Below are 21041 nucleotides of genomic sequence, written 5' to 3'. Positions count from 1 at the left end.
TCAGCGTGCCTCCTTTTTTGCTGCTTTGACGTTGTTCAGGAAGCGGTCGAACAGAAACTCGGTATCCTTGGGGCCGCCGTTTGCTTCCGGGTGGAACTGCACGGTAAAGCAGTTCCACTTCTTGTACTTGATGCCCTCACAGGTGCCGTCGTTGGCGTTCACCTGTGCCACCTCGCCCATCTCGGCGGGCAGCTCGTCGCCCACCACAGCGTAGCCGTGGTTCTGGCTGGTGATGAAGGTGCGGCCAGACTCAAAGTCGGTCACGGGCTGGTTGGCACCACGGTGGCCGTATTTGAGCTTCATGGTCTTGGCACCGGCTGCCAGTGCGGACAGCTGGTGGCCCAGACAGATGCCGAAAGTGGGGATGTTCAGCTCAAAGATGTGCTTGAGGTTCTCGATAACCTCCACGGGTTCCGCCGGGTCGCCGGGACCATTGGACAGCATGATGCCGTCCGGAGCAAGGGCCTTGATTTCCTCTGCCGTTGCAAAGGCGGGCATGACCGTCACCTTACAGCCGCGCTTGACAAGGCAGCGCACGATGTTGCGCTTGCAGCCGTAGTGCATCAGCACGATATGGGTCTCGCCCTGCGGGTTGAACACCTCGGGCTTTTCACAGGTAACATTCTTCACCGCATCGGTGACGGCGTAGGCGCGGATCTGAGCCAGCAGAGCCTCGGTCTCGGCCTTGTTGGCCGGGTCGGCGGGGTCGAAGGTGGTCAGGATGGCACCGTTCATCACACCGCTCTCGCGGATGATGCGGGTCAGGTGGCGGGTGTCGATGCCCTCAATGCCGATGGTGTTGTTCTTTTTCAAAAAGCTGTCCAGCGTTTCCTCGCAGCGCCAGTTGGAGGGGGTGGTGCAGGCCTCGCGCACGATGTAGCCCTTTGCCCAGATGCGGTCGGACTCCATGTCGTCCTTATTCATGCCGTAGTTGCCGATAAGGGGGTAGGTCTGGGTGATGATCTGGCCATAGTAGCTGGGGTCGGTCAGGGTCTCCTGAAAGCCCACCATGCCGGTGGCAAAGACCACCTCGCCCACGGTGACACCCTCGGCACCCACCGACTGGCCGGCAAAGACCATGCCATTTGCCAAAAGAAGATATGCGTTCATAGTTTTCCTCGTTTCAACACATTACAGGGTCTGCTTTGCTTCCTGCTTCATCTTGCGGCTGCCCAGATGCACCAGCGGCAGCTTGCCTTCCTTGCAGATGGGGCACTCTTCCGGTGCGTAGTTGGGCAGGTCCAGCTTGAGGGCGCTTGCCACGATGGGAATGGGAGACGGAGCCTCGGGCTTGGTGCGGTCCACCACGCAGGTGATGCCCACGCATATGCCGCCGTTCTCTTCAATCACGCGCTTGGTCTCCAGAGAGGAGATGCCGGTGGTGACCACGTCCTCAGCGATGAGGCACTTCTCACCCGGGTGGATGGCGAAGCGCTTCAGGGTCATCACATTGTCCACGCGCTCGGTAAAGATGGCGCGCTTGCCGGTCTGGCGGGCCAGCTCATAGGCGTACACGATGCCGCCCATGGCAGGTCCCACGATCACATCCACGTCCATTTCCTTGACCTTATCTGCCACGGTCTTCATCACCTCGGCGCAGCGGTCGGGGTACTGCTGCAGATAAGCCATCTGGCAGTATGCGCTGGAATGGCGGCCGGAGGACAGCAGGAAGTGGCCTTCCAGGAACGCGTCACAGCTCTTCAGGATCTCAAGTGCTTCACTCATTGTACTTCTCCCTCTCTTTTATAAAAATGTCTTTTAAACGGTATTGTACCACGCTTTTGCGTGATTTGCAAATTTATGCAGTGACTTTGTTTTTATGCGTATAAATCAGCATTTTACTGGTATATCAATCGGATTATTCAGCATTCCGGGCACATCCGCGGATCTCGTCCAGCGTTTTCACGCCGTTCTTGTCCATCCATGCGGCCATCTCGTCGGCAATGGTCTCCATGGCGCGGGGGTTGGCAAAGTTTGCGGCACCCACCTGCACCGCCGCAGCACCGGCCATGATGAACTCCAGTGCGTCACGGCCCGTGGCGATGCCGCCCAGACCCACCACTGGGATGTTCACAGCGCCCACAGCCTGCCACACCATGCGCAGGGCAATGGGCCGCACCGCCGGGCCGGACAGGCCCGCGAAGATGTTGTTGAACACCGGGCGGCGCTTTTCCAGATCGATGGCGCAGGCCTGGAAGGTGTTGGTCAGGCTGATGGCATCCGCACCGGCGGCTTCCACGGCCTTGCACATCTCAGGGATGTTCTCGGCCTGCGGGCTCAGCTTGACCATCAGGGGCTTTTTGCAGGCAGCGCGCACCATGCGCACCACCTCACCGGCAGCTTCGGCTTTCACGCCGTAGGCCATGCCGCCCACCTTGACGTTTGGGCAGGAGATGTTCAGCTCCACGATGTCCACTGCGCTGTCGCTCAGCATCGCGGCACCTTCCACATACTCTTCCTCGCTGTGGCCGCCAAGGTTGGCAATGGCCACCGTGCCGTACTTCTGCTTCAGTTCCAGCATCTCGGGCAGCTCCACGTCAATGAAGTGCTGTACGCCGGGGTTCTGCAGGCCGATGCTGTTGATGAGGCCGGAGGGGGTCTCCCACAGGCGCTCGCCCTTGTTGCCGTACTGGCCGTGCAGGGTCAGGCCCTTGCCGGAGATGCCGCCGATCTTGGCAAAGTCTGCCAGCTCTTCGTACTCCACACCGTAGCCCACAGTGCCGGATGCGCCGATGACCGGGCTGTTCATCACAAAGCCCAGCAGGTTGGTTTTCAGGTCAGCCATCAGAAGAACACCTCCGTTGCATCAAATACCGGGCCGTTCTTGCACACGCTCTTGCCCTCGCCGCCCTTAGTCTCGCAGGTGCAGCCAAGGCAGGCACCGATGCCGCAGGCCATCTTCTTTTCCATGCTCACAAAGCAGGGGGTGCCCTTTTCGGCACACAGGCGGGCGGCGTTCTTCATCATGACCGTGGGGCCGCACACCAGCACCACGTCGTAGTCGGCGGGGTCGTACAGCTGGGTGACAAAGCCGTGGAAGCCCACCGCGCCGGTGTCGGTAGACACCTTGACAAGGTCTGCGATCTCGCGGTACTCCTCCATGCAGTAGGGGGCATCCCGGAAGCCGAAGAACACATCCGGCTTCACACCTGCCGCTGCCAGTTCACGGGTGAGCTGGAACATGGGCGCGGTGCCGATGCCGCCGCCCACCACAGCGATCTTTTTGTACTTGCTCAGGATGTCCGGCACATCAAAGCCGTTGCCCATAGGGCCGGTGAGCTGGAAGGTATCCTTCATTTTGAGCTGCGCGATCTTTTCAGTGCCCTCGCCCACCACCTGATACAGAAACTCGATGGTGCTGCTGTCCGGGTTCCAGCGGTGCACGCTGATGGGCCGGGACAGGAAGGGGGCTTCGTCTGCGCCCCATGCACGCAGGGTAAAGAACTGGCCTGCGTGGGGTGCGTGATCGCGGTCCGGCCAGACCACCGTCAGCAGGCGGATGTCCGGGGCAATGACCTCATTGCGCAGAACAGTGGCTTCACAGCAGGCTGCACGCATGAGCAATGGCCTCCTTCATATTCACACATTCGTTGTAAGCGGCTTCGTCAAAGGCAGTGCCCGGCTGCTTCTTATAGGCCAGCAGGATGCCGCGGCTGGAGTTGACCACGCCGCCGTTGCCCTTGGTAAGGTACTGGGCAATGTCCTCGGCCTTGCCGCCTTGTGCGCCGTAGCCGGGGATCAGGAAGAAGCTGTCCTGATACTTTGCACGGATCTCGGTGGCCTCCTCGATGTGGGTGCCGCCGATGACCAGACCGATGGAGGAGTAGCCGTGCTCGCCCATGTAGTCCTTGCCCAGAGCGTTCAGCTTGTCGCCCACCAGATCGTAGACGTGGCGGCCGTCGGCCAGCTTCTCATACTCAAAGTCCTTGGCACCGCCGTTGGAGGTGCGGCAGAGCACAAACATGCCCTTGCCCTGCTTTTCGGCGTAGGGCAGGTAGGGGCTGATGGAGTCCAGACCCATATAGGGTGCCAGCGTGACGAAATCACTCTCGAAATCGCCGGTAAAGTGACCCATGGCGTACATCTCGGCGGTCTTGGCAATGTCGCCGCGCTTGATGTCGGCGATCACCGGCACACCGGCCTCACGCACAGCCTTCAGGGTGTCGGCGTAGGCCTTCATGCCCTCAAGACCCAGAGACTCGTAGTAAGCGATCTGCACCTTGTAGCAGCCTGCCACGGCCTTGGTGGCATCGATGAGCTTCTTGTTGAAGCGCACGATGTTCTCGCCCTTCGTCAGGGTGCTGTCCACGAAGTCCTCGGGCAGGTAGCTGAAATCGGTATCCAGACCTACGCACACCGGGCCGCGGGCTTCCACTGCTTCGTAAAGCTTATCCATGTTGGTCATTGTGGGTTCCTCCTGTTTGCTCTCTTATTGATTCTTATCTTATATAATATTGTTTTTTCAATTCTCTGCCTGATAGGTCAGCTTGCCGCCCTTGATGGTGGCGCAGACCTTACCAAACAGCTGGGCACCATCGAACGGAGTGTTGTGAGATTTGGAGTGCAGCTTGTCCTTGTCCACGGTGTAGGGGGTATCCAGATCCACCAGCACCATGTCGGCATCGTAGCCCGGCTCCAGCTGGCCCTTGGCAAGGCCCAGAATTTCTGCCGGGCGGGTGCTCATCAGGTGCACCAGCACTTCCAGCGGCAGGCCTTCCTGCTTGCAGAGCTTGGTGTAGCAGACACCGAAAGCGGTCTCGCTGCCCACCATACCGGCCATGCCCTTGAGCTTGTCCTCTTCGGAGTGGGGCGCGTGGTCGGTTGCAATGGCATCCACGATGCCAGTGCGGATGCCGTCCACCAGCGCCTGCACATCGTCGGCGGTGCGGATGGGCGGGTTCACACGGTAATCGCAGGTATCATTGGTGAACCACAGGTGGTGCGGGGTCACCTCGCAGGTGACGGGTGCCCCCCGCAGCTTTGCCATCTGGATGGCATCCAGCGCACCGCGGGTGGACACGTGGCACATGTGCAGCCTGGTCTGGTAGTATTCGCTCAGCCAGCAGTTGCGCACCGTCTCGATGTCCTCCGCCAGACGGTAGTCCCACGGGCTGATCTCCATATCCTCAGCGTGGCTCATCACGGTGATATCCTTCTGGGTGCAGATGGCGAAAGCCTTTGCCATGGTGGCATTGTCCTGCACGCCGTGGCCGTCCTCGGTGATGAACTTCACACCGGCAGGCAGGGTCTTGAGGTGGTCGATGCTCACACCGTCAAAGTTCTCGGTGATGGAGACGGTCTGGTTTACATCGCACAGGCCTACTTCGGCAGCCTTCTGCTCCACCATGAACGCCTGTGCCGCAGAAGAGCACACCGGCTTTGTGTTGGGCATCAGGTTCACGAAGGTGTAACCGCCGGCGGCTGCGGCGCGGCTGCCGGTCTCGATGTCCTCCTTGTACTCAAAGCCCGGGGTGCGCCAGTGGCAGTGCAGGTCCACAAAGGCGGGCAGCACGGTCAGCCCGCCGGCATCAATGACCGTTTCGTTCTCCCCGGCCAGTGCCTCCAGCTCCTGACCTACAGCAGCGATCCTGCCGTCCTTTACAAAAATCTCAAGCGGTCTTCCTTCGGTGTTCACAGCATTTACAAGCAGCATCGCAGTTCCCTCCTGATTTGCGTTTGTCTGGTTCGGCTTTCCGGCTTACGGGCAAAAAAAAACTTTTCCCCGCAAAGGGAAAAGCTCATTCCACAAAAAAAGGAAACAACGAACCCACGGCAAAACCGGATGCGAACTGCTTGTTCAGTTTGGTGCACATCGCGCTTTTCTGCATGGTGCTGTCTCCTTTTATAAGTCTGGAATCTTTTCATAATATTTTAGCATAGAAGCGCGAAATGTGTCAATGCTTCCGCATATATTTTGTTGCAAAAAGGTTTGCCGCTTCCCTCCCGGAATTTTAGCTACTCTACCCAAAAGCAGTTTTTCCCCGCCAGATTCAGGGTTAGTCACATCAATTCCTAGCATATTGCTGTACATTCCCGTCCGGGTGTGCTATTATAGTATGGTCAAAAGAGTCAGAGGCTGTTTTCATGGCAGAGGCGTGATTTTTATTCAGAGCAGCTTCATCGGAATCAGGAAAGAGAGGGTTTTCCCATGGGTTTGTTGGAGGACGCGCGGAACATCCAGCGCAAGGACCCCGCTGCACGCAACGTGCTGGAGGTCATTTTGCTGTATCCGGGCTTTCACATTCTGGTATACCACCGCATTGCGCACTGGCTATACCAGCACAAGCGGTTCTTTCTGGCCCGGTGGGTCAGCCAGCATGGCCGCCGCCGCACCGGCATCGAGATCCACCCCGGTGCCACCATCGGCAGATGCCTGTTTATCGACCACGGCATGGGCATCGTGTTCGGCGAGACCTGCGAGATCGGGGACAACTGCACCATCTACCACGGTGTCACTCTGGGCGGCACCGGCAAGGACACCGGCAAGCGCCACCCCACTCTGGGCAACAACGTGCTGATCGGTGCAGGCACCAAGGTCCTTGGCCCGGTGTATATCGGGGACAACTCCCGCATCGGCGCAGGCAGCGTGGTGCTGCGCAATCTGCCCGCCAACTGCACCGCTGTGGGCGTGCCCGCCGAGGTGGTGCGCATCAACAACAAGGCCGTGAACCCGGCGGACGATCTGGATCAGCAGGATCTGCCGGATATCGTAGCCCAGCGCCTGACCGATCTGGACCGCCGTCTCGGCGCACTGGAAAACGCTGCGCAGGGCGACACCCCGCCCACGGCAGCGCAGATCGCCGCACGACAGAAGTCGTAACGATTCAGAATGCCCTCCGCTTGCGCTCTGGGCATTATTCAAGGAATTTATATTTTTTAGAAGCAAGTCGGAAAATCCTGCGGGATTTTCCGACTTGCCTTTTCACTGGAGCGGGCACAATGAAGAAGTGGCCTGTTTCCCGGCTGTACGGCTGTTTCCGCAGGAAACAAGCACAGACAGATCAAGTTTTCCTCTTGGACCCTTTCCGTGAAAATGCAACAGCGGACAGCCCGCAGGCTGTCCGCTGTTGCTCTATTATAAGATATTTTTCCGCTGAAGATGCCCAGAGCGCAAGCGGAGGGCATTTTCAATAAACCCTTTTTCCGCAGCGTTCCCCGGCGCAGAGAGCTTTCACCTTCTGCACCGCAGCGGCCACCAGATCGCTGATGGGCTGCTCCGGCACACCCACGATATAGTTTTCGCAGTGGTTCACCGGGATGAGCACCCGCGTCGCATGGCTCTGGCACACGGCTGTGGCCATGGCGGGCGTGATCTCGCCCAGCAGTGCATCCGCAACGACGATGCCGATGGGCCCCACGATGATATCCGCGCTGCGGCAGTTCACCACCACGGCGTTCTCGCCGGTGGCGGCACGCGGGGCACCGGCCTTGCGCATGGCGTTTGCCGCCAGACTGTTGGTGCCCACCGCAGTGAGCCGGGCCTCCGGACACTGCGTGCTCAGAGCTGCCACCAACTGTTTGCCAAGGCCCCCGCCCTGCCCGTCGATGACGAGCACATTCATCGGCTGCATCAGAAGTCGATCTCCTCAAGGCGCAGCAGCGCGATGATATAGATCTTCACGGCTTCCAGCAGCTTGTCGATGGGTGCCGCTTCGTTTGCACCGTGCATCGGGCCGCCAAATTCCGGCAGCGGCAGGTCCACATGCTCGGGGCCAAAGCTGACCGCATAGGGGAAGTGGCGGGCATAGGTGCCGCCGCCCATGGTGAAGGGCTTAGCGTTCTCGCCGGTCACTTCGTTGTAGGTGTTGATGCAGGCCAGAATGGCAGGGCTGTCTGCTTCAATATAGAAGGGCTCGGCAGCGGTCACATCGCGCAGCTCAGCGCCATCGCCCAGTGCGGCACGGATCTGCTCGGTCATCTTTTTGCCGTTGGTGCAGGTGGGGAAGCGGCTGTCCATGGTCTGGAAAATGCGGCCATCTTCCATGTAGATGCGGCCGCCGATCACAGTCAGCGGGCCAAAGGGGCCGTCGGCGCAGTTGATGCCCAGACCCTCACCGGCAGTAGAAGCGTGCAGCTTGCGCACGGCCTCCAGATAGGCGCGCTCGGTCTCATTGCACAGGCCATTGTCCAGCAGGTAGTTCACCACCAGACCAATGGCGTTCACGGTGCCCTGCGGCATGGCTGCGTGGCCGGACTTGCCCCAGCCGCGGATGCGCACGCCGTCGCCTTCCGGCTCCAGCGTGATGTTGGGGGCATTCTTCAGCTTAGAGATGTCGGTCCTGACCAGCGCGCTTGCACGGTCGGGCACGGCGTTGTTTGCCACGCCGCCCTCGATCTCCACGATGACGCCGTTGCACACCGGGCTGACGATCTTGGCACCGAACAGGCCCTTCTCGCCGTTGCACACCGGGAACTCGGCATCCGGGGTAAAGCAGAAAGCGGGAGCCGGGTAGTTCTTGAGGTAGTAGTCCACATCCTGCATGTGGGTCTCCTCGTTGGTGCCTGCCAGTGCGCGGATGGGGTAGCGCAGCTCATAGCCCTGCTCCTTGAGGAACTTCAGGGCATACAGGGTAGCCACCATGGGGCCTTTGTCGTCGGCAACGCCGCGGCCCAGCAGCCAGCCGTCCTGAATGCGCATGGTGAAGGGGTCGGCCGTCCAGCCGTTGCCCACGGGCACCACGTCCACATGGCAGATGGTCGCCAGATACTTTTCAGGGTCCTTGCCGGCCAGCTCTGCATAGCCGATGTAGTTTTCGCAGTTGCGGGTGGCAAAGCCCATGCCCGCAGCCAGCTCCAGCGTCTTGTCCAGCGCTGCACGGGGGCCTGTGCCGAAGGGTGCACCCTCTTCCGGGGTGCCCTCTACGCTGTTGACTGCCACCAGAGCGGCAATATCCTTCAGCAGCTGTTCCTTGTTTTGCGCAATATATGCGTCGATTTTCTGATTCAGTACCTGATCCATGATCTTATCGTTCCTTTCCGTCCGGCAGCTTTGCGCCGCCGGTTCCAAAACACTTTTTATTTTAGCATACTCGGCGGCAAAATGCCATTGTCAATTGTTGTTCTTTGCCAGAACACAGTCTTTTTTCTCAGCCCACCGAGAACAGGGTGCTCAGCGCACCCAGCAGGCCCGTGCTGGCCAGACCCATGATGATGCCCGCCAGCAGCACGCCGCCCATGCAGGCCTTGACCACGTCCTTGAACTTCATATCCAGGATCGAGCCCGCCAGCGTCCCGGTCCACGCGCCGGTGCCCGGCAGCGGGATACCCACGAACAGCAGCAGCGCCACCACAAGGCCGCGGCCCGCCTTGGCTTCCAGTGCGCGGCCGCCTTTCTCGCCCTTGACGATGCAGAACTTGCAGATTGGCCCGATAAGGGGCTTGTGGTAGCCCCAGATCAGGAATTTGCGTGCAAACAGATAGATGAACGGCACCGGGATCATGTTGCCCACCACGCACACCAGATAGGTGGGCAGGATGGGCAGGCCCATGCCAAGCCCGATGGGGATGGCTCCGCGCAGTTCAATGAGCGGCACCATGGAAACAAAAAATACCAGCAGATAGCTTTTGAGCATAGAGTCTCCTTTTTTCTGCTCTTTCCGGGAGAGCAGGCATTTTTTACAGGTTACAGGTCAATGTCCAGCTCCACCGGGCAGTGGTCTGAGCCGAAGATCTCGTTGTGGATCTCCGCCGCGCGGATCTTATCGGCAATGCGGCGGGACACGATGAAGTAATCGATGCGCCAGCCCGCATTCTTCTCGCGGGCGTGGAAGCGGTAGCTCCACCAGCTGTACTTCACCTCGTCCGGGTGCAGCACGCGGAAGCTGTCGGCAAAGCCTGCGTCCAGCAGTTCGGTCATTTTGCCGCGCTCCTGATCGGTAAAGCCTGCGCTCATGTGGTTGGTCTTGTCGTTCTTGATGTCGATCTCCCTATGGGCAACATTCAGATCGCCGCACAGGATCACCGGCTTTTTTGCGTCCAGCGCCAGCAGGTAGGCACGGAAGGCATCCTCCCACTCCATGCGGTAGTCCAGACGCTTCAGCCCGTCCTGACTGTTGGGGGTATAGCAGTTCACCAGCCAGAACCCCGGGTATTCCAGCGTGAGCACACGGCCCTCGTGGTCGTGCTGCTCAATGCCGATGCCGGTGGTCACGGACAGCGGCTGCTCACGGCACCAGCAGGCCGTGCCGGAGTAGCCCTTCTTCTCGGCAGAATAGGTATACTCGGTGTAGCCATCCGGCGCAAAATCCGCCTGACCGGGCTGCATCTTGGTCTCCTGCACCGAAAAGATATCGGCATCCAGAGCCGCAAAGCTCTCGGCAAAGCCATGGGTCAGACAGGCGCGCAGGCCGTTGACGTTCCAGCTGATCAGTTTCATAGGTATACTCCTCTTTATGTTATGCCTGATATTTGGTTTTCCATACACCGCTGCGGAAGCGGAGCACAAAGCATGTCACGCGGCAAACCCAGTCAATGATCATTGCGATCCACACGCCCACAGCGCCCCAGCCCATGCGCACGCACAGCAGGTAGCTGAAGCCCAGCCGCCACACCGCCATGCTCAGGATGGACACGATCATGGTGAACTTCACATCGTTGGCTGCACGCAGGGCGTTGGGCAGCACGAAGGACAGGGTCCACAGCAGGATGGCAAAGCCTGCATGGATACGTACCAGCAGCTCAGAAAGCACCATCGTCTCACCGGACAGCGCGTAGATGCCGATGAGCTTGTGCAAAAACAGCAGGATGGCACCGTTGGAAAGACTCATTGCAATGTAAGACCACGCCGTCAGCTTGCGGGTATAATAAACAGCCTGCTCGTCGTCCCGCGCACCGATGCAGCGGCCCACCACCGTGATCATAGCAAGGCTCAGTGCCTTGCCGGGGATCACGCCCATGCCGTCCAGATTGTTTGCCACGGCGTTTGCTGCGATCTGCACTGTGCCGAAGGTGGAGATCATGCTCACCACCAGAATGCGTCCAGCCTCGAACAGGCTGTTCTCAAAGGCGGACGGGATGCCGATGCCCAGAATGCGCTTTGTCATCTTTGCATCCAGCCGGGTGGTCTTGGGCACCGTGATGGCATTGCCCTTCTGGTAGCACTTGCGCAGGATAAGGGCCGCTGCCACCACACGAGACAGCACGCTGGGCCATGCAACGCCGTCTACACCCATTTTAAATCCGAAGATGCACACTGCGTTGCCCACAATGTTGATCACGTTCATCAAAAAGCTGATCTGCATGGAGATCTTGGAGTTGCCCATGCTGCGGAACAGTGCCGCACCGCCGTTATACAGTGCCAGAAACGGATAACTGATGGCGATGATACGCAGGTACAGCACGCTGGCATCCAGCACATCGGCATCGATGGCACCGTAGAACAGCCGGATCATCGGCCTTGCAAAAACAAAACAGAATGCCCCCACCAGCAAACCGAATACGCCGCTGAGCAAAAGCAGCTGGCCAGAGCTTGCATCGGCATCCTTCTGATCCCGCGCACCCAAAAACTGGCTTACCACCACTGCGCCGCCAGTGGCCAGCGCCGCAAACAGCACGATGATGAGGTTGTTGATCATATCCACAAGGCTGACACCGGAAATGGCCGCTTCGCCGCAACGGGACACCATCATGGTATCGGCCATACCCACGGTCACTTCCAGCAGCTGCTCCACCAGCAGCGGGCCGGTCAGCAGCAGCAGTTCCTTTTGTGTGAACAGCGGCTTCCGCCCTCCGAAGAGCGGCTTTTTTGTTCCGCTCACCGCCTGACTTTCCATTGATATGCTCCTTTCCCCGTTCCGGGCCATCCTGCCCGGACACATACGCCCGCCCTTCGCAGGGCAGACTTCCCATTGAATGTATTCATCTTAGCACACGGACCGGTTCTTGTAAAGAACTGTCGCATTCTGCGTCTTTTTTGCCGCCGTTCCGGGCCGCATCGGCTCATTTTTATGCTTGTTCGTCAGTTTGCCGGGAACTTTTCGTTGAATTTGTGCGTTTCTCCAAAAATGCGATTTTTTGCACGTTTATTGGTGAAAAATCGAAAAAAGGGCTTGTAATTCTTCCAAAAAAGTGGTATGTTGTATCCAACAAAGGCATTACGTTGGATACATGAACTTCTACGAGCGGTTCTTCGCTCAGCACAAAACCTTTGTTCTTAAAATTGCTATTTTCTTCATTTACCTTCTTATCATTTACCCTGCCTGCCCCGCAAGGGGCAAGAAAAGCGATGACTCAACCTGCACGAGTCACCGCTTTTTCTTTTTGTCTGTGCTATCGCAGGCCTAACCATTTAAATGCCCTCCGTTTCACTCTGGGCATTTTCAGCGGAAAAATATTTTTTTATTGCAAACAAGCCAGCCCTGCGGAGCTGGCTTGTTTGCTTTTTCACAGAAAAAGTTGCTTCTCGTGCAGAGAGCGGTCGCGTGGGACAGGCTTCATAGCTTTTATAAAAATCATCGCCGCCGGGGACGCTCCGCTGGGCCAGAGGCAGGGAGGGGTGTTTCGAGTCCCCCCTCCCTACCTCTGGACTCCACCCTCCCCGCAACGAGAAAGGGGCTGCTCGCCCCTTTCAGACCCCAAAGCTGTTGGGCTCCATACAAAAAATCCAAGTCGCTTCGCTAAAGGATTTTTTGTGTTCCGCCGATTTGAAGTCGCTTACGCGACAAGCCGTGCGGGCAAGCTTTCGCTTTATCCGCTGCGCGACAGCCGCAGGCTGACAGCAGCAAGATGCCGTCAGCCGTTACGGTCCTTACCGTGAAAAAAGCAAATCAGGAAGATCAGCAGATCTTCCTGATTTGCAAATATTAAAAATAATTTTTCCGCTGATGATGGCGCAGCGCACGCGGAGCCATTTTAAATCTTCAGCCCTTCACAAGTTCCGCAAACGCCTTCCGCACATCGCCAGAGAAATACAGCGTGCCCAGTGCGCACACCGGGCCTTCGCCGCCCAGCTCCACCGCCCGGGCCACGCCCGCTTCAATGGAAGCTTCCGCTTCCGCCCTGCAGCCATAGGCCCGGATGTGTTCTGCCAGCGTTTCGGCAGGCATGGCGCGCGGCGTATGCGCCGCCACCGTGACGAACCGCACCGCCAGCGGTGCCAGCAGGCTGAGCATCTGGTCCACATCCTTGTCTGCCATGATGCTGACCAGAAAAACGAACTTCTGCCCAGGGAAGCGGTCTCTCAGGCTCTGCACCGTGGCACGCATTCCGTGGGCGTTGTGGCTGCCGTCCAGCAGGAACGCGGGCGCGTGCCGCAGCAGTTCAAAGCGGCCCGGCCAGCTGACCGTTTCAAGACCGGTACGGATGGCATTTTCCGGGATGTTCCAGCCATGGGTGCGCATCACCCGTAGAGCCGTGATAGCCAGCGCCGCATTTCGCGGCTGGTAGCTGCCGATCAGGGGCAGGTGCACATCCGTCAGGCCGTCAAAGTCGAACTCCACCGCGTCAAGGCTGCCGCCCTCATATTTCAGCCTGCTGAAATCTACCTCAGTCAGCTCAGCATGCTTATCCGCTGCCACGCGGCGGATAACAATATCTGCCTCCGGCACGCCGCCGTAGCTCACCACCGGGCAGCCTTCCTTGATGATCCCCGCCTTGGCGGCGGCAATGTCCGCAAGGGTAGGACCAAGCTCCTTCACATGATCCATACCCAGTGCCGTGATGACTGCGCACTCCGGGGCATCAATGACGTTGGTGGAATCCAGCGTGCCGCCAAGGCCCACCTCCAGCACCACGATCTCACATTTCTGCTGGGCAAAATAGAGCATTCCCAGCGCCGTGATGATCTCAAACTCGGTGGGCACATCTTCCATGGTGTCGGCGGCGGGCTTTATCTGCTCCACCAGTTTCACCAGCTCTTCGTCCGGGATCTGCACGCCGTTGATCTGGATGCGCTCGTTGAAGCGGTTGATGAAGGGCGAGGTGTACAGGCCCACCCGATAGCCCGCGGCCTGCAGGCAGGACGCCATCATGGCGGCGGTGCTGCCCTTGCCGTTGGTGCCTGCAACATGCACGAATCTGAGCTGTTTGTGCGGGTCGCCCAGTGCGGCCAGCAGGGTGCGGGTGCGCGTCAGGCCGGGCTTGTGGCCGGCCCACTGGACCGCATGGATGTATTCCATTGCCTGTTCGTAATTCATTGTAATGCCTCTTTTTACTTTTTCACCATCTTCATCAGGGTACGGTTCTCCAGCAGGATGCGCAGCAGCACAGTGTTCACCGCAGCCAGGATCAGTGCATTGGGGATGCGCACTGCCAGCGTTGCCCACGGGTAGCCGTAGAAGATGCGCAGTGCCAGCGAGGTGATGACCATGGAACCCACAAAGTGTCCCAGCAGCACGCTGATCTGCAGCCGCAGGCCGGTGCGCAGCCCGGGCAGCTTCTGCCATGCAAGCCCCGCCACCAGACCAATGGCACCCGCGCCCAGCGTGATAAGCGGGTTGATGGCGTAGCCTGCCAGCACGCCGCCGATCATATCGGCCACAGCGCCCACGGCAAAGCCGGCACCGGGGCCGAACAGCAGCGCTGCCAGCAGCACCGGCAGGCTGCCCAGATTGAACCGCACAAAGCCGGTGGAGATGCTCAGCACCCGGCTGAACACGATGCTCATTGCCACCAGCAAGGCCAGCATGGTGAGCGTGCGGACGGAATTTTTCGAGTTGTTCATATCAACTGTCCTCCTTGCAAAAGGAATACCGGGCGGGCGGTCTGCACAAACAAAAACGCCCTCCCTGTGACAAACCGCACAAAGGAGGGCGTGAATCCAACAACTTTCACTTCCGGGCGGGACGCAAGCCGTCTCGCCTGCACCCAAGTCCATGCAGCAGCGGGATGCAGACCATGCACCGCGGGTACACCTTCGTCCACAGCACAACTCCCCGTTGATGCGGCACTTAACGCACATGGTCTTACTCTGTTGATGGTTTTATTATAGTCCTTTTGCCGCAGCCATGCAACCGCCTGCACAGACAACTTTGCCAAACCACCTCGTCAAATTTTAGCAGTTGTGCATAGCATCTGCCGGGTTTTGGCCTGTATCCTCTTTTCATTTGCCGCATAACGTGGTAAGATGAGTTTAACCTTAAATATGGAGTTTTCTCCCGGAAAGGAATGTTTCCCGATGAAATTCAATGAAATGACCTATACCCGCCCGGACATCGATGCCCTGCTGGCCCGGTGCAGAGAGCTGGCCGCAAAGGCCGCTGCCGCACCGGACGGCGATGCCCTTGTCCGGCTCTACTACGAGCAGAGCGAAGCCTTTGCGGAGTACAACACCGCCGCAAATCTTGCCAACATCCACTACACCTGCGACACCCGCGACGCTTACTGGAAGGCCGAGCAGGACTTCTTTGATGCCAACGGCCCCGCCGTGACCAACGCCAGCGTGGAGATCAGCCGCGCTTTCCTTGCGAACCCGCATGTGGATGCCCTGACCGCGAAGTTCGGCACCACCTGTGTGGCCGGTATGAAGAATGCCGTTCTGGGCATGGATGACCGCACCGTGGAGCTGCAGCAGCAGTTCAATGCTCTGGTGAGCCGTTATCAGCAGATCTACGGCGGCGCACTGGTGGAGCTGGACGGCAAACAGCTCACCATCCCGCAGCTGGGCCCTTACAAGGAGGATCTGGACCCCGCCGTGCGCCGCGCCGCCTACGAGGCCGAGGCCGGTTATTTTGATGCCCACCGTGCCGAGCTGGACGAGCTGTACGGCGAGATCGTGAAGAACCTGAATGCACAGGCCCGGGTGATGGGCTATCACGACTACAGTGAGCTTTCCTATGTGCGCATGAACCGCATCGGCTACGGCCCGGAGGAGATCCGGAAATTCCGCGATCAGGTGGCAAACGATGTGGTGCCCCAGCTGCAGAAGGTGATGGCCCTGCGTGCAAAGCGCACCGGCATCGCCCGCCCCACCTTCACCGATCTGCCCATCATGTTCAAGGACGGCAATCCCAAGCCCATTCCCGGCTACAAAGCCCGCATGGATGCCGCCCGCACCATGTACCATGAGCTTAGCCCGGAAACCGCCGAGTTCATCGACTTTATGCAGGACAACGAGCTGTTCGATGTGGAGAGCCGCCCCGGCAAGATGTCCGGCGGCTACATGACCAGCCTGCCCAGCTACAAGGCCCCCTTCATTTTTGCCAACTGGAACAACACCTCCGGCGATGTGGACGTGCTGACCCACGAGTGCGGCCACGCCTTTGAGGGCTATGTGGCCGAGCGTGATCCCGAAGTGCCCGCCGATCTGGAATGCCCCGGCATGGAGAGCGCCGAGATCCACTCCATGGCCATGGAGTTTCTGACCGCACCGTGGCATCATCTGCTCTTCGGCCGGGATACCAACAAATACGCCCTGCTCCACGCTGAGGACAGTTTTGTGTTCCTTGCCTACGGCTGTGAGGTGGACGAGTTCCAGCACATCATGTACCAGAACCCGGATCTGACCCCCGATGAACGCAATGCCGAGTGGCTCAAGCTGGAAAAGAAATACCGCCCGTGGATCGATTTTGACAATCTGCCCTTCTATGGCCGCGGTGCAGGCTGGCAGCGTCAGCTGCACATTTATGAGTGCCCCTTCTACTATATCGACTACTGCCTGTCCACCATGGCCGCACTGCAGTTCTTCCTACTGAGCCTGACCGACCACAAGGATGCGTGGGAGCGCTATCTGCGCCTCGTGCGCCGTGCTGGCATGGCCAGCTACACCGAGTTGCTGGAGACCGCAGGGCTGAAAGTCCCCTTTGAGGAAGGCAGCATCAAGGGCATCGCCCAGCAGATGACCGACTGGCTGGAAAACCATCAGGTGTAAGAAGCCGTTTTCATCCGCACTGCGCACCATCTGAACGGTCGTTTTGATGCATCTGAAGGGCGATTCATGCCGTTTTGCTTGTCAGAGGCCGTAAAATCTGGTATGCTCTGGACAGAGAAAAAGCGTTTCTGTGAAGCGAAAGGAGATTCCTATGAAACTGACCGGACTGTTCAAGCGCGGTGCTGCCTGCCTGTGCACCGCCGCCATCCTGATGGGCGGCATCTCCGCCTTTGCCCTGAGCCCCGCCCTTCCGGACGAGCCTGCCCCAGCAGAGCTTTCTGTGACCAATGCGGTGTCGGAAGCGCAGCTGCGCTCTGCCCTGTCCCAGCTCACCGTCACCTATGACAGCGAGGCCGAAGGCTGGCAGATCGACTCTCCCTACGAGGAGGCCAGCATGGAAAAGGCCTCCTGCGGTCTGTACCCCTACCTGTTCGTTACCAACGATGATCCCACCGTGTATCTCAGTCTGGGCATGACCTACTTCGGCAATAAAAAGCTGGACATGAAATCTGTTCGGGTAGAGACCGAGGATAACTACTACGACTTCACCTGTGATGAAGAGTTCATCGGCGGCTACGACAACGACCTCAAGTCTTGGTTTGATTACGAGCTGTTCGATATGGACGACAGCACCAGCTGGCTGAACGAGTGGCTTGCCGCCAAGAGCGTCACCGCCACCTTTACCGGCAGGGACGGCTCCACCAAGACCTACACTCTGACCAAGGACAACCTGCAGGCCATCCGCGACATCCTGAATGCCTACGACACCCTGCTTGGTTCCGACGTTTCCACTGCACGTGTCGTGCTGCGCAGCCTTGTAAAGTAAACATTATCTGCTTACAGCAAAAGCCCCCGGAACGTTTCACACCGTTCCGGGGGCTTTGTGTTATGCCTTATTCAGTTCAGGCACTTCTCTTACAGGTTGAAGTAGCGCTTTGCGTTGTCGAAGCAGATGCCCTTGACGATCTTCTCCAGAGCCTTCTCGTCGTTGGGATACTCGCCATCCTCGACCCACTGGCCGATGACGTTGCACAGGATGCGGCGGAAGTAGTCATGACGGGTGTAGCTCAGGAAGCTGCGGCTGTCGGTCAGCATGCCAACGAAGTTGCCCAGCAGGCCCAGGCTTGCCAGACGGGTCATCTGCTCTTCCATGCCGATCTTGTGGTCATTGAACCACCATGCGGAGCCGTGCTGGATCTTGCCAGGCACCTCGCTATTCTGGAAGCAGCCCAGAATGGTGCCGATCTGTGCATCGTCGGCGGGGTTCAGACTGTAGATGATGGTCTTGGGGCACTCGTCGGTGTCGTTCAGGGCGCTCAGCAGGCTTGCGATCTCGCCGCCGCAGGTAGCGGTGTTGATCATATCATAGCCGGTGTCGGGTCCCAGCAGAGCGTTCATCTTGCGGTTCACGCCGCGCAGGCAGTTGTAATGGATCTGCATGGCGATGCCCAGACGGTGATACTGCTTGCCCAGATGGATCAGGATGTAGGTCTGGTACTTCTCAGCCTCTTCGGTGGTGCAGGTCTCGCCGGCCATCACCTTCTGGTAGATAGCGTTGACCTCTTCCTTGGTGGCCTCGCGGTAGGGGATGTAATCCAGACCGTGGTCCGAAGCGCGGCAGCCCATCTCTGCAAAGAACTCGATGCGCTTGGTCAGAGCGTCGGTGACGCAGTCGATGCAGGCCAGCTTTTCCTTGCCCACAACAGCGGCCAGCTTGCCCATGTACTCGGCAAAACCGGGCTTGTTGATGTTGATGGCCTTATCGGGGCGGAAGGAAGGAGCCACGGTGAACTTGATGGTGGGATCTTCCTTGATCTTCTTGTGCCAGTACAGATCATCGATGGGGTCATCGGTGGTGCCGATGAAGGCCACGTTGGACTGCTCGATCAGGCCGCGGACAGTCAGCTTGGGATCGTGCTGCAGCTTGTCGTTGCACAGGTTCCACACTTCCTCAGCGGTGTCGCCGTTCAGCACGCCCTCGTAGCCAAAGAACACATGCAGCTCGAGGTTGGTCCAGTGGTACATCGGGTTGCCGATGGCCATGGGCAGAGCCTCTGCAAACTTCTGGAAGCGCTCGCGGTCGGGCTTATCACCGGTGATGTACTCCTCAGGCACACCGTTGGAACGCATCACGCGCCACTTGTAGTGGTCGCCAAAGTAGCTGCCGTCCGGGTTGCGGCCGCCCAGCCATACCTGAGCGATGTTCTCAAAGCGGCGGTTCTCGTAGATCTCACGGGGAGGGATGTGGCAGTGGTAGTCGCAGATAGGCATATCCGCAGCGTAGTCGTGGTACAGATGCTGAGCAGTGGGAGACTGGAGCATGAAGTCCTTATCCATAAATGCTTTCATGGGTCGATAACTCCTTTTCTCTGATGGTTTTTGTTAAAAATCCGTCAAACCTTGTGTACAACGGGACACCCGCCTGCACGGGCAGGTTTGTCTTACCTTTAGTATAACGGAAAATGCGCATGTATACAACTGAAAAAGTGACAAATTTTCTAGCACACAATTGTGCTTTTCGCTGGAAATGCCCCAAATCGTCACCTTAGGGCTAAAAATATTGCACAAAGCTCTTGACTTATTTGTATACAACAGCATAAAATAGGGGTAAGGAACAGAGGGCAGGCAAAGCGGCCTTCTGGTGAGCAAAGCAAGTTTATAAAGGAGATCAACAAGATGGAAACTTTGAACTACAAGGTTCTGGAAGGCACCGGCTATAACGGCTACATCCTGAAGGATGCACCCGTCAAGGTCATGCAGTTTGGCGAGGGCAACTTCCTGCGTGCTTTCGTGGACTACTTCTACGATATTGCAAACGAGAAGGCTGGCTACAACGGCAAGGTCAAGCTGGTGCAGCCCATTGGCAACTTCCCCCAGATGGCAGACTGGATCAACGAGCAGGAAGGCCTGTACACCCTGTACCTGCGCGGCAGTGAGAAGGGCCAGAAGGTCGATGCAAAGCGCGTGATCTCCTGCGTGTCCGACTGTGTGTGCCCCTACATCGACGGCAAGTGGGACGAAGTGCTGGAGCTGGCACGCTCTGAGGATCTCGAGACCATCGTTTCCAATACCACTGAAGCCGGCATCGCCTACACGCAGGGTGACAGCCAGTTCGATCAGGTTCCTCCCAACAGCTTCCCCGCAAAGCTGACCCGCGTGCTGTTCGAGCGCTACAAGGCATTCAACGGTGCTGCTGACAAGGGTCTGGCCATCCTGTCCTGCGAACTGATCGACAACAACGGCAAGGAGCTGCAGAAGTGCTGCAACAACTACGCCAAGGACTGGAATCTGGAGCCTGCCTTCATCGACTGGATGAACAACGCAAACACCTTCTGCTCCACTCTGGTGGACCGCATCGTTCCGGGCCGCATCCGCGATCCCAAGGAACTGGCTGCCATGGAAGAGGCCAACGGCTACCATGATGCCGCTCTGGACGTGGGCGAAGTGTTCGGCGTGTGGGTCATCGAAGGCCCCGCTGAGCTGGAGGACAAGCTGCCGTTCAAGAAGGCCGGCGTGAACGTCATGGTCGTGCCCGATGTTACCCCCTACAAGAAGCGCAAGGTCCGCATCCTGAACGGTGCACACACCGGCTTCGTTCTGGGCGCATATCTGGCCGGCTTCGACATCGTGCGTGACTGCATGCACAACGACACCATCCGCGGCTTCATGAACAAGATGCTGCACGAGGAGATCATTCCCACCCTGCCGCTGGACAAGAAGGATCTGGAAGAGTTTGCTTCCGCTGTTGAGGACCGCTTCAACAACCCCTTCGTCAACCACGAGCTGATGAGCATCTCCCTGAACTCCACCTCCAAGTGGAAGGCCCGCAACATGCCTTCCTTCCTGGCTTACATCGAGGAGCAGAAGCAGCTGCCCAAGTGCCTGACCATGTCTCTGGCAGCCTACATTGCCTTCTATTCCAGCGACATTCAGGAGCGCACCGAGGACGGCCTGATCTGCAAGCGTCCTGCCGGCAACACCTACAAGATCCAGGATGACGCATGGGCACTGGACTTCTACTATGCACACAAGGACGACACCGCTGCTCAGCTGGTGCACGCCGTGCTGACCAACACCCAGATGTGGGATCAGGATCTGACCAGGATCGAGGGTCTCGAGGCCGCTGTTCTGGCTGATCTGGAAATGATCCGCACTCAGGGTGCCGAGGCTGCTTACAAGAGCTGCCTGTAAGCCTGAAAAAACAACCTACCCGCACAACAAAGGGCTGCTGCTTTGG

At 58.4% G+C, this 21041-nt stretch carries 18 protein-coding genes and 1 riboswitch; of the genes, 4 read left to right on the top strand and 14 right to left on the bottom strand.

Annotated elements, in window-relative coordinates; all coding sequences use genetic code 11:
• The 6 genes from DWV57_RS10600 to DWV57_RS10575 all read right to left on the bottom strand — a co-directional run bounded on the left by DWV57_RS10600 (position 1) and on the right by DWV57_RS10575 (position 5653).
• Complete coding sequence (locus DWV57_RS10600) at positions 1 to 1110, bottom strand: carbamoyl phosphate synthase small subunit (RefSeq protein ID WP_005944209.1); 1110 nt, start codon at positions 1108 to 1110, stop codon at positions 1 to 3.
• A gap of 21 nt (positions 1111 to 1131) precedes the next feature.
• Positions 1132 to 1725, bottom strand: a complete 594-nt coding sequence (pyrE, locus tag DWV57_RS10595) for an orotate phosphoribosyltransferase (protein ID WP_005944207.1) — start codon at positions 1723 to 1725, stop codon at positions 1132 to 1134.
• A gap of 133 nt (positions 1726 to 1858) precedes the next feature.
• The gene (locus DWV57_RS10590) at positions 1859 to 2785 is read right to left on the bottom strand and encodes a dihydroorotate dehydrogenase (RefSeq protein WP_005944201.1); all 927 of its coding nucleotides are present in this window, start codon (positions 2783 to 2785) and stop codon (positions 1859 to 1861) included.
• The gene (locus tag DWV57_RS10585; RefSeq protein WP_120020758.1) at positions 2785 to 3558 is read right to left on the bottom strand and encodes a dihydroorotate dehydrogenase electron transfer subunit; all 774 of its coding nucleotides are present in this window, start codon (positions 3556 to 3558) and stop codon (positions 2785 to 2787) included. Before DWV57_RS10585 ends, DWV57_RS10590 begins: the two co-directional genes overlap by 1 nt.
• Complete coding sequence (gene pyrF / locus DWV57_RS10580; protein WP_120020757.1) at positions 3539 to 4405, bottom strand: orotidine-5'-phosphate decarboxylase; 867 nt, start codon at positions 4403 to 4405, stop codon at positions 3539 to 3541. Before pyrF ends, DWV57_RS10585 begins: the two co-directional genes overlap by 20 nt.
• Before the next feature lie 57 nt (positions 4406 to 4462).
• Positions 4463 to 5653, bottom strand: a complete 1191-nt coding sequence (locus DWV57_RS10575; RefSeq protein WP_120020756.1) for a dihydroorotase — start codon at positions 5651 to 5653, stop codon at positions 4463 to 4465.
• 495 nt (positions 5654 to 6148) lie between these two features.
• Here DWV57_RS10575 and epsC point away from each other — a divergent pair, with 495 nt between their 5' ends.
• Complete coding sequence (gene epsC / locus DWV57_RS10570) at positions 6149 to 6820, top strand: serine O-acetyltransferase EpsC (RefSeq protein ID WP_005944190.1); 672 nt, start codon at positions 6149 to 6151, stop codon at positions 6818 to 6820.
• A 307-nt stretch (positions 6821 to 7127) separates the two neighbouring features.
• Here the strand turns inward: epsC and DWV57_RS10565 are convergent, their stop codons facing one another.
• From DWV57_RS10565 to DWV57_RS10535, 7 genes are all read right to left on the bottom strand, one after another.
• Positions 7128 to 7562 carry a DUF3842 family protein gene (locus DWV57_RS10565; protein ID WP_120020768.1) on the bottom strand — a complete coding sequence of 145 codons (435 nt, stop codon included), beginning with the start codon at positions 7560 to 7562 and terminating at the stop codon, positions 7128 to 7130.
• 8 nt (positions 7563 to 7570) lie between these two features.
• Complete coding sequence (locus tag DWV57_RS10560) at positions 7571 to 8959, bottom strand: Sapep family Mn(2+)-dependent dipeptidase (protein ID WP_120020755.1); 1389 nt, start codon at positions 8957 to 8959, stop codon at positions 7571 to 7573.
• A gap of 127 nt (positions 8960 to 9086) precedes the next feature.
• Positions 9087 to 9572, bottom strand: a complete 486-nt coding sequence (locus DWV57_RS10555) for a small multi-drug export protein (protein WP_120020754.1) — start codon at positions 9570 to 9572, stop codon at positions 9087 to 9089.
• A gap of 50 nt (positions 9573 to 9622) precedes the next feature.
• Positions 9623 to 10375 (bottom strand): exodeoxyribonuclease III, encoded by a 753-nt coding sequence (locus tag DWV57_RS10550; RefSeq protein WP_005944181.1) that lies wholly within the window; start codon positions 10373 to 10375, stop codon positions 9623 to 9625.
• A 19-nt stretch (positions 10376 to 10394) separates the two neighbouring features.
• On the bottom strand, positions 10395 to 11771 hold the full coding sequence (locus DWV57_RS10545; protein ID WP_120020753.1) for an MATE family efflux transporter: 1377 nt from the start codon (positions 11769 to 11771) through the stop codon (positions 10395 to 10397).
• 1086 nt (positions 11772 to 12857) lie between these two features.
• Positions 12858 to 14132 (bottom strand): folylpolyglutamate synthase/dihydrofolate synthase family protein, encoded by a 1275-nt coding sequence (locus tag DWV57_RS10540; RefSeq protein WP_120020752.1) that lies wholly within the window; start codon positions 14130 to 14132, stop codon positions 12858 to 12860.
• A gap of 14 nt (positions 14133 to 14146) precedes the next feature.
• Entirely contained in the window at positions 14147 to 14659 is a 513-nt protein-coding gene (locus DWV57_RS10535) for a folate family ECF transporter S component (RefSeq protein WP_097781364.1), read from the bottom strand.
• 155 nt (positions 14660 to 14814) lie between these two features.
• Positions 14815 to 14910: riboswitch (THF riboswitch) on the bottom strand.
• Between the two features lie 202 nt (positions 14911 to 15112).
• Between DWV57_RS10535 and DWV57_RS10530 the strand changes: the two genes are divergently transcribed.
• Positions 15113 to 16804, top strand: coding sequence for a M3 family oligoendopeptidase (locus DWV57_RS10530; RefSeq protein ID WP_120020751.1), 1692 nt, complete (start codon positions 15113 to 15115; stop codon positions 16802 to 16804).
• Between the two features lie 151 nt (positions 16805 to 16955).
• Complete coding sequence (locus tag DWV57_RS10525; RefSeq protein ID WP_243112346.1) at positions 16956 to 17630, top strand: hypothetical protein; 675 nt, start codon at positions 16956 to 16958, stop codon at positions 17628 to 17630.
• Between the two features lie 89 nt (positions 17631 to 17719).
• Here the strand turns inward: DWV57_RS10525 and uxaC are convergent, their stop codons facing one another.
• Positions 17720 to 19153, bottom strand: a complete 1434-nt coding sequence (uxaC, locus tag DWV57_RS10520; RefSeq protein WP_120020749.1) for a glucuronate isomerase — start codon at positions 19151 to 19153, stop codon at positions 17720 to 17722.
• A 327-nt stretch (positions 19154 to 19480) separates the two neighbouring features.
• Here uxaC and DWV57_RS10515 point away from each other — a divergent pair, with 327 nt between their 5' ends.
• Positions 19481 to 20995, top strand: a complete 1515-nt coding sequence (locus DWV57_RS10515; protein ID WP_120020748.1) for a tagaturonate reductase — start codon at positions 19481 to 19483, stop codon at positions 20993 to 20995.
• Positions 20996 to 21041: the final 46 nt, after the last annotated feature.

Origin of the sequence: Faecalibacterium sp. AF10-46, from assembly GCF_003604105.1 — a bacterium.
GTDB classification, from domain to species: domain Bacteria; phylum Bacillota; class Clostridia; order Oscillospirales; family Ruminococcaceae; genus Faecalibacterium; species Faecalibacterium taiwanense.
The sequence above is the reverse complement of the archived record's forward strand: the minus strand, read 5'-3'. Positions and strand labels throughout refer to the sequence as shown.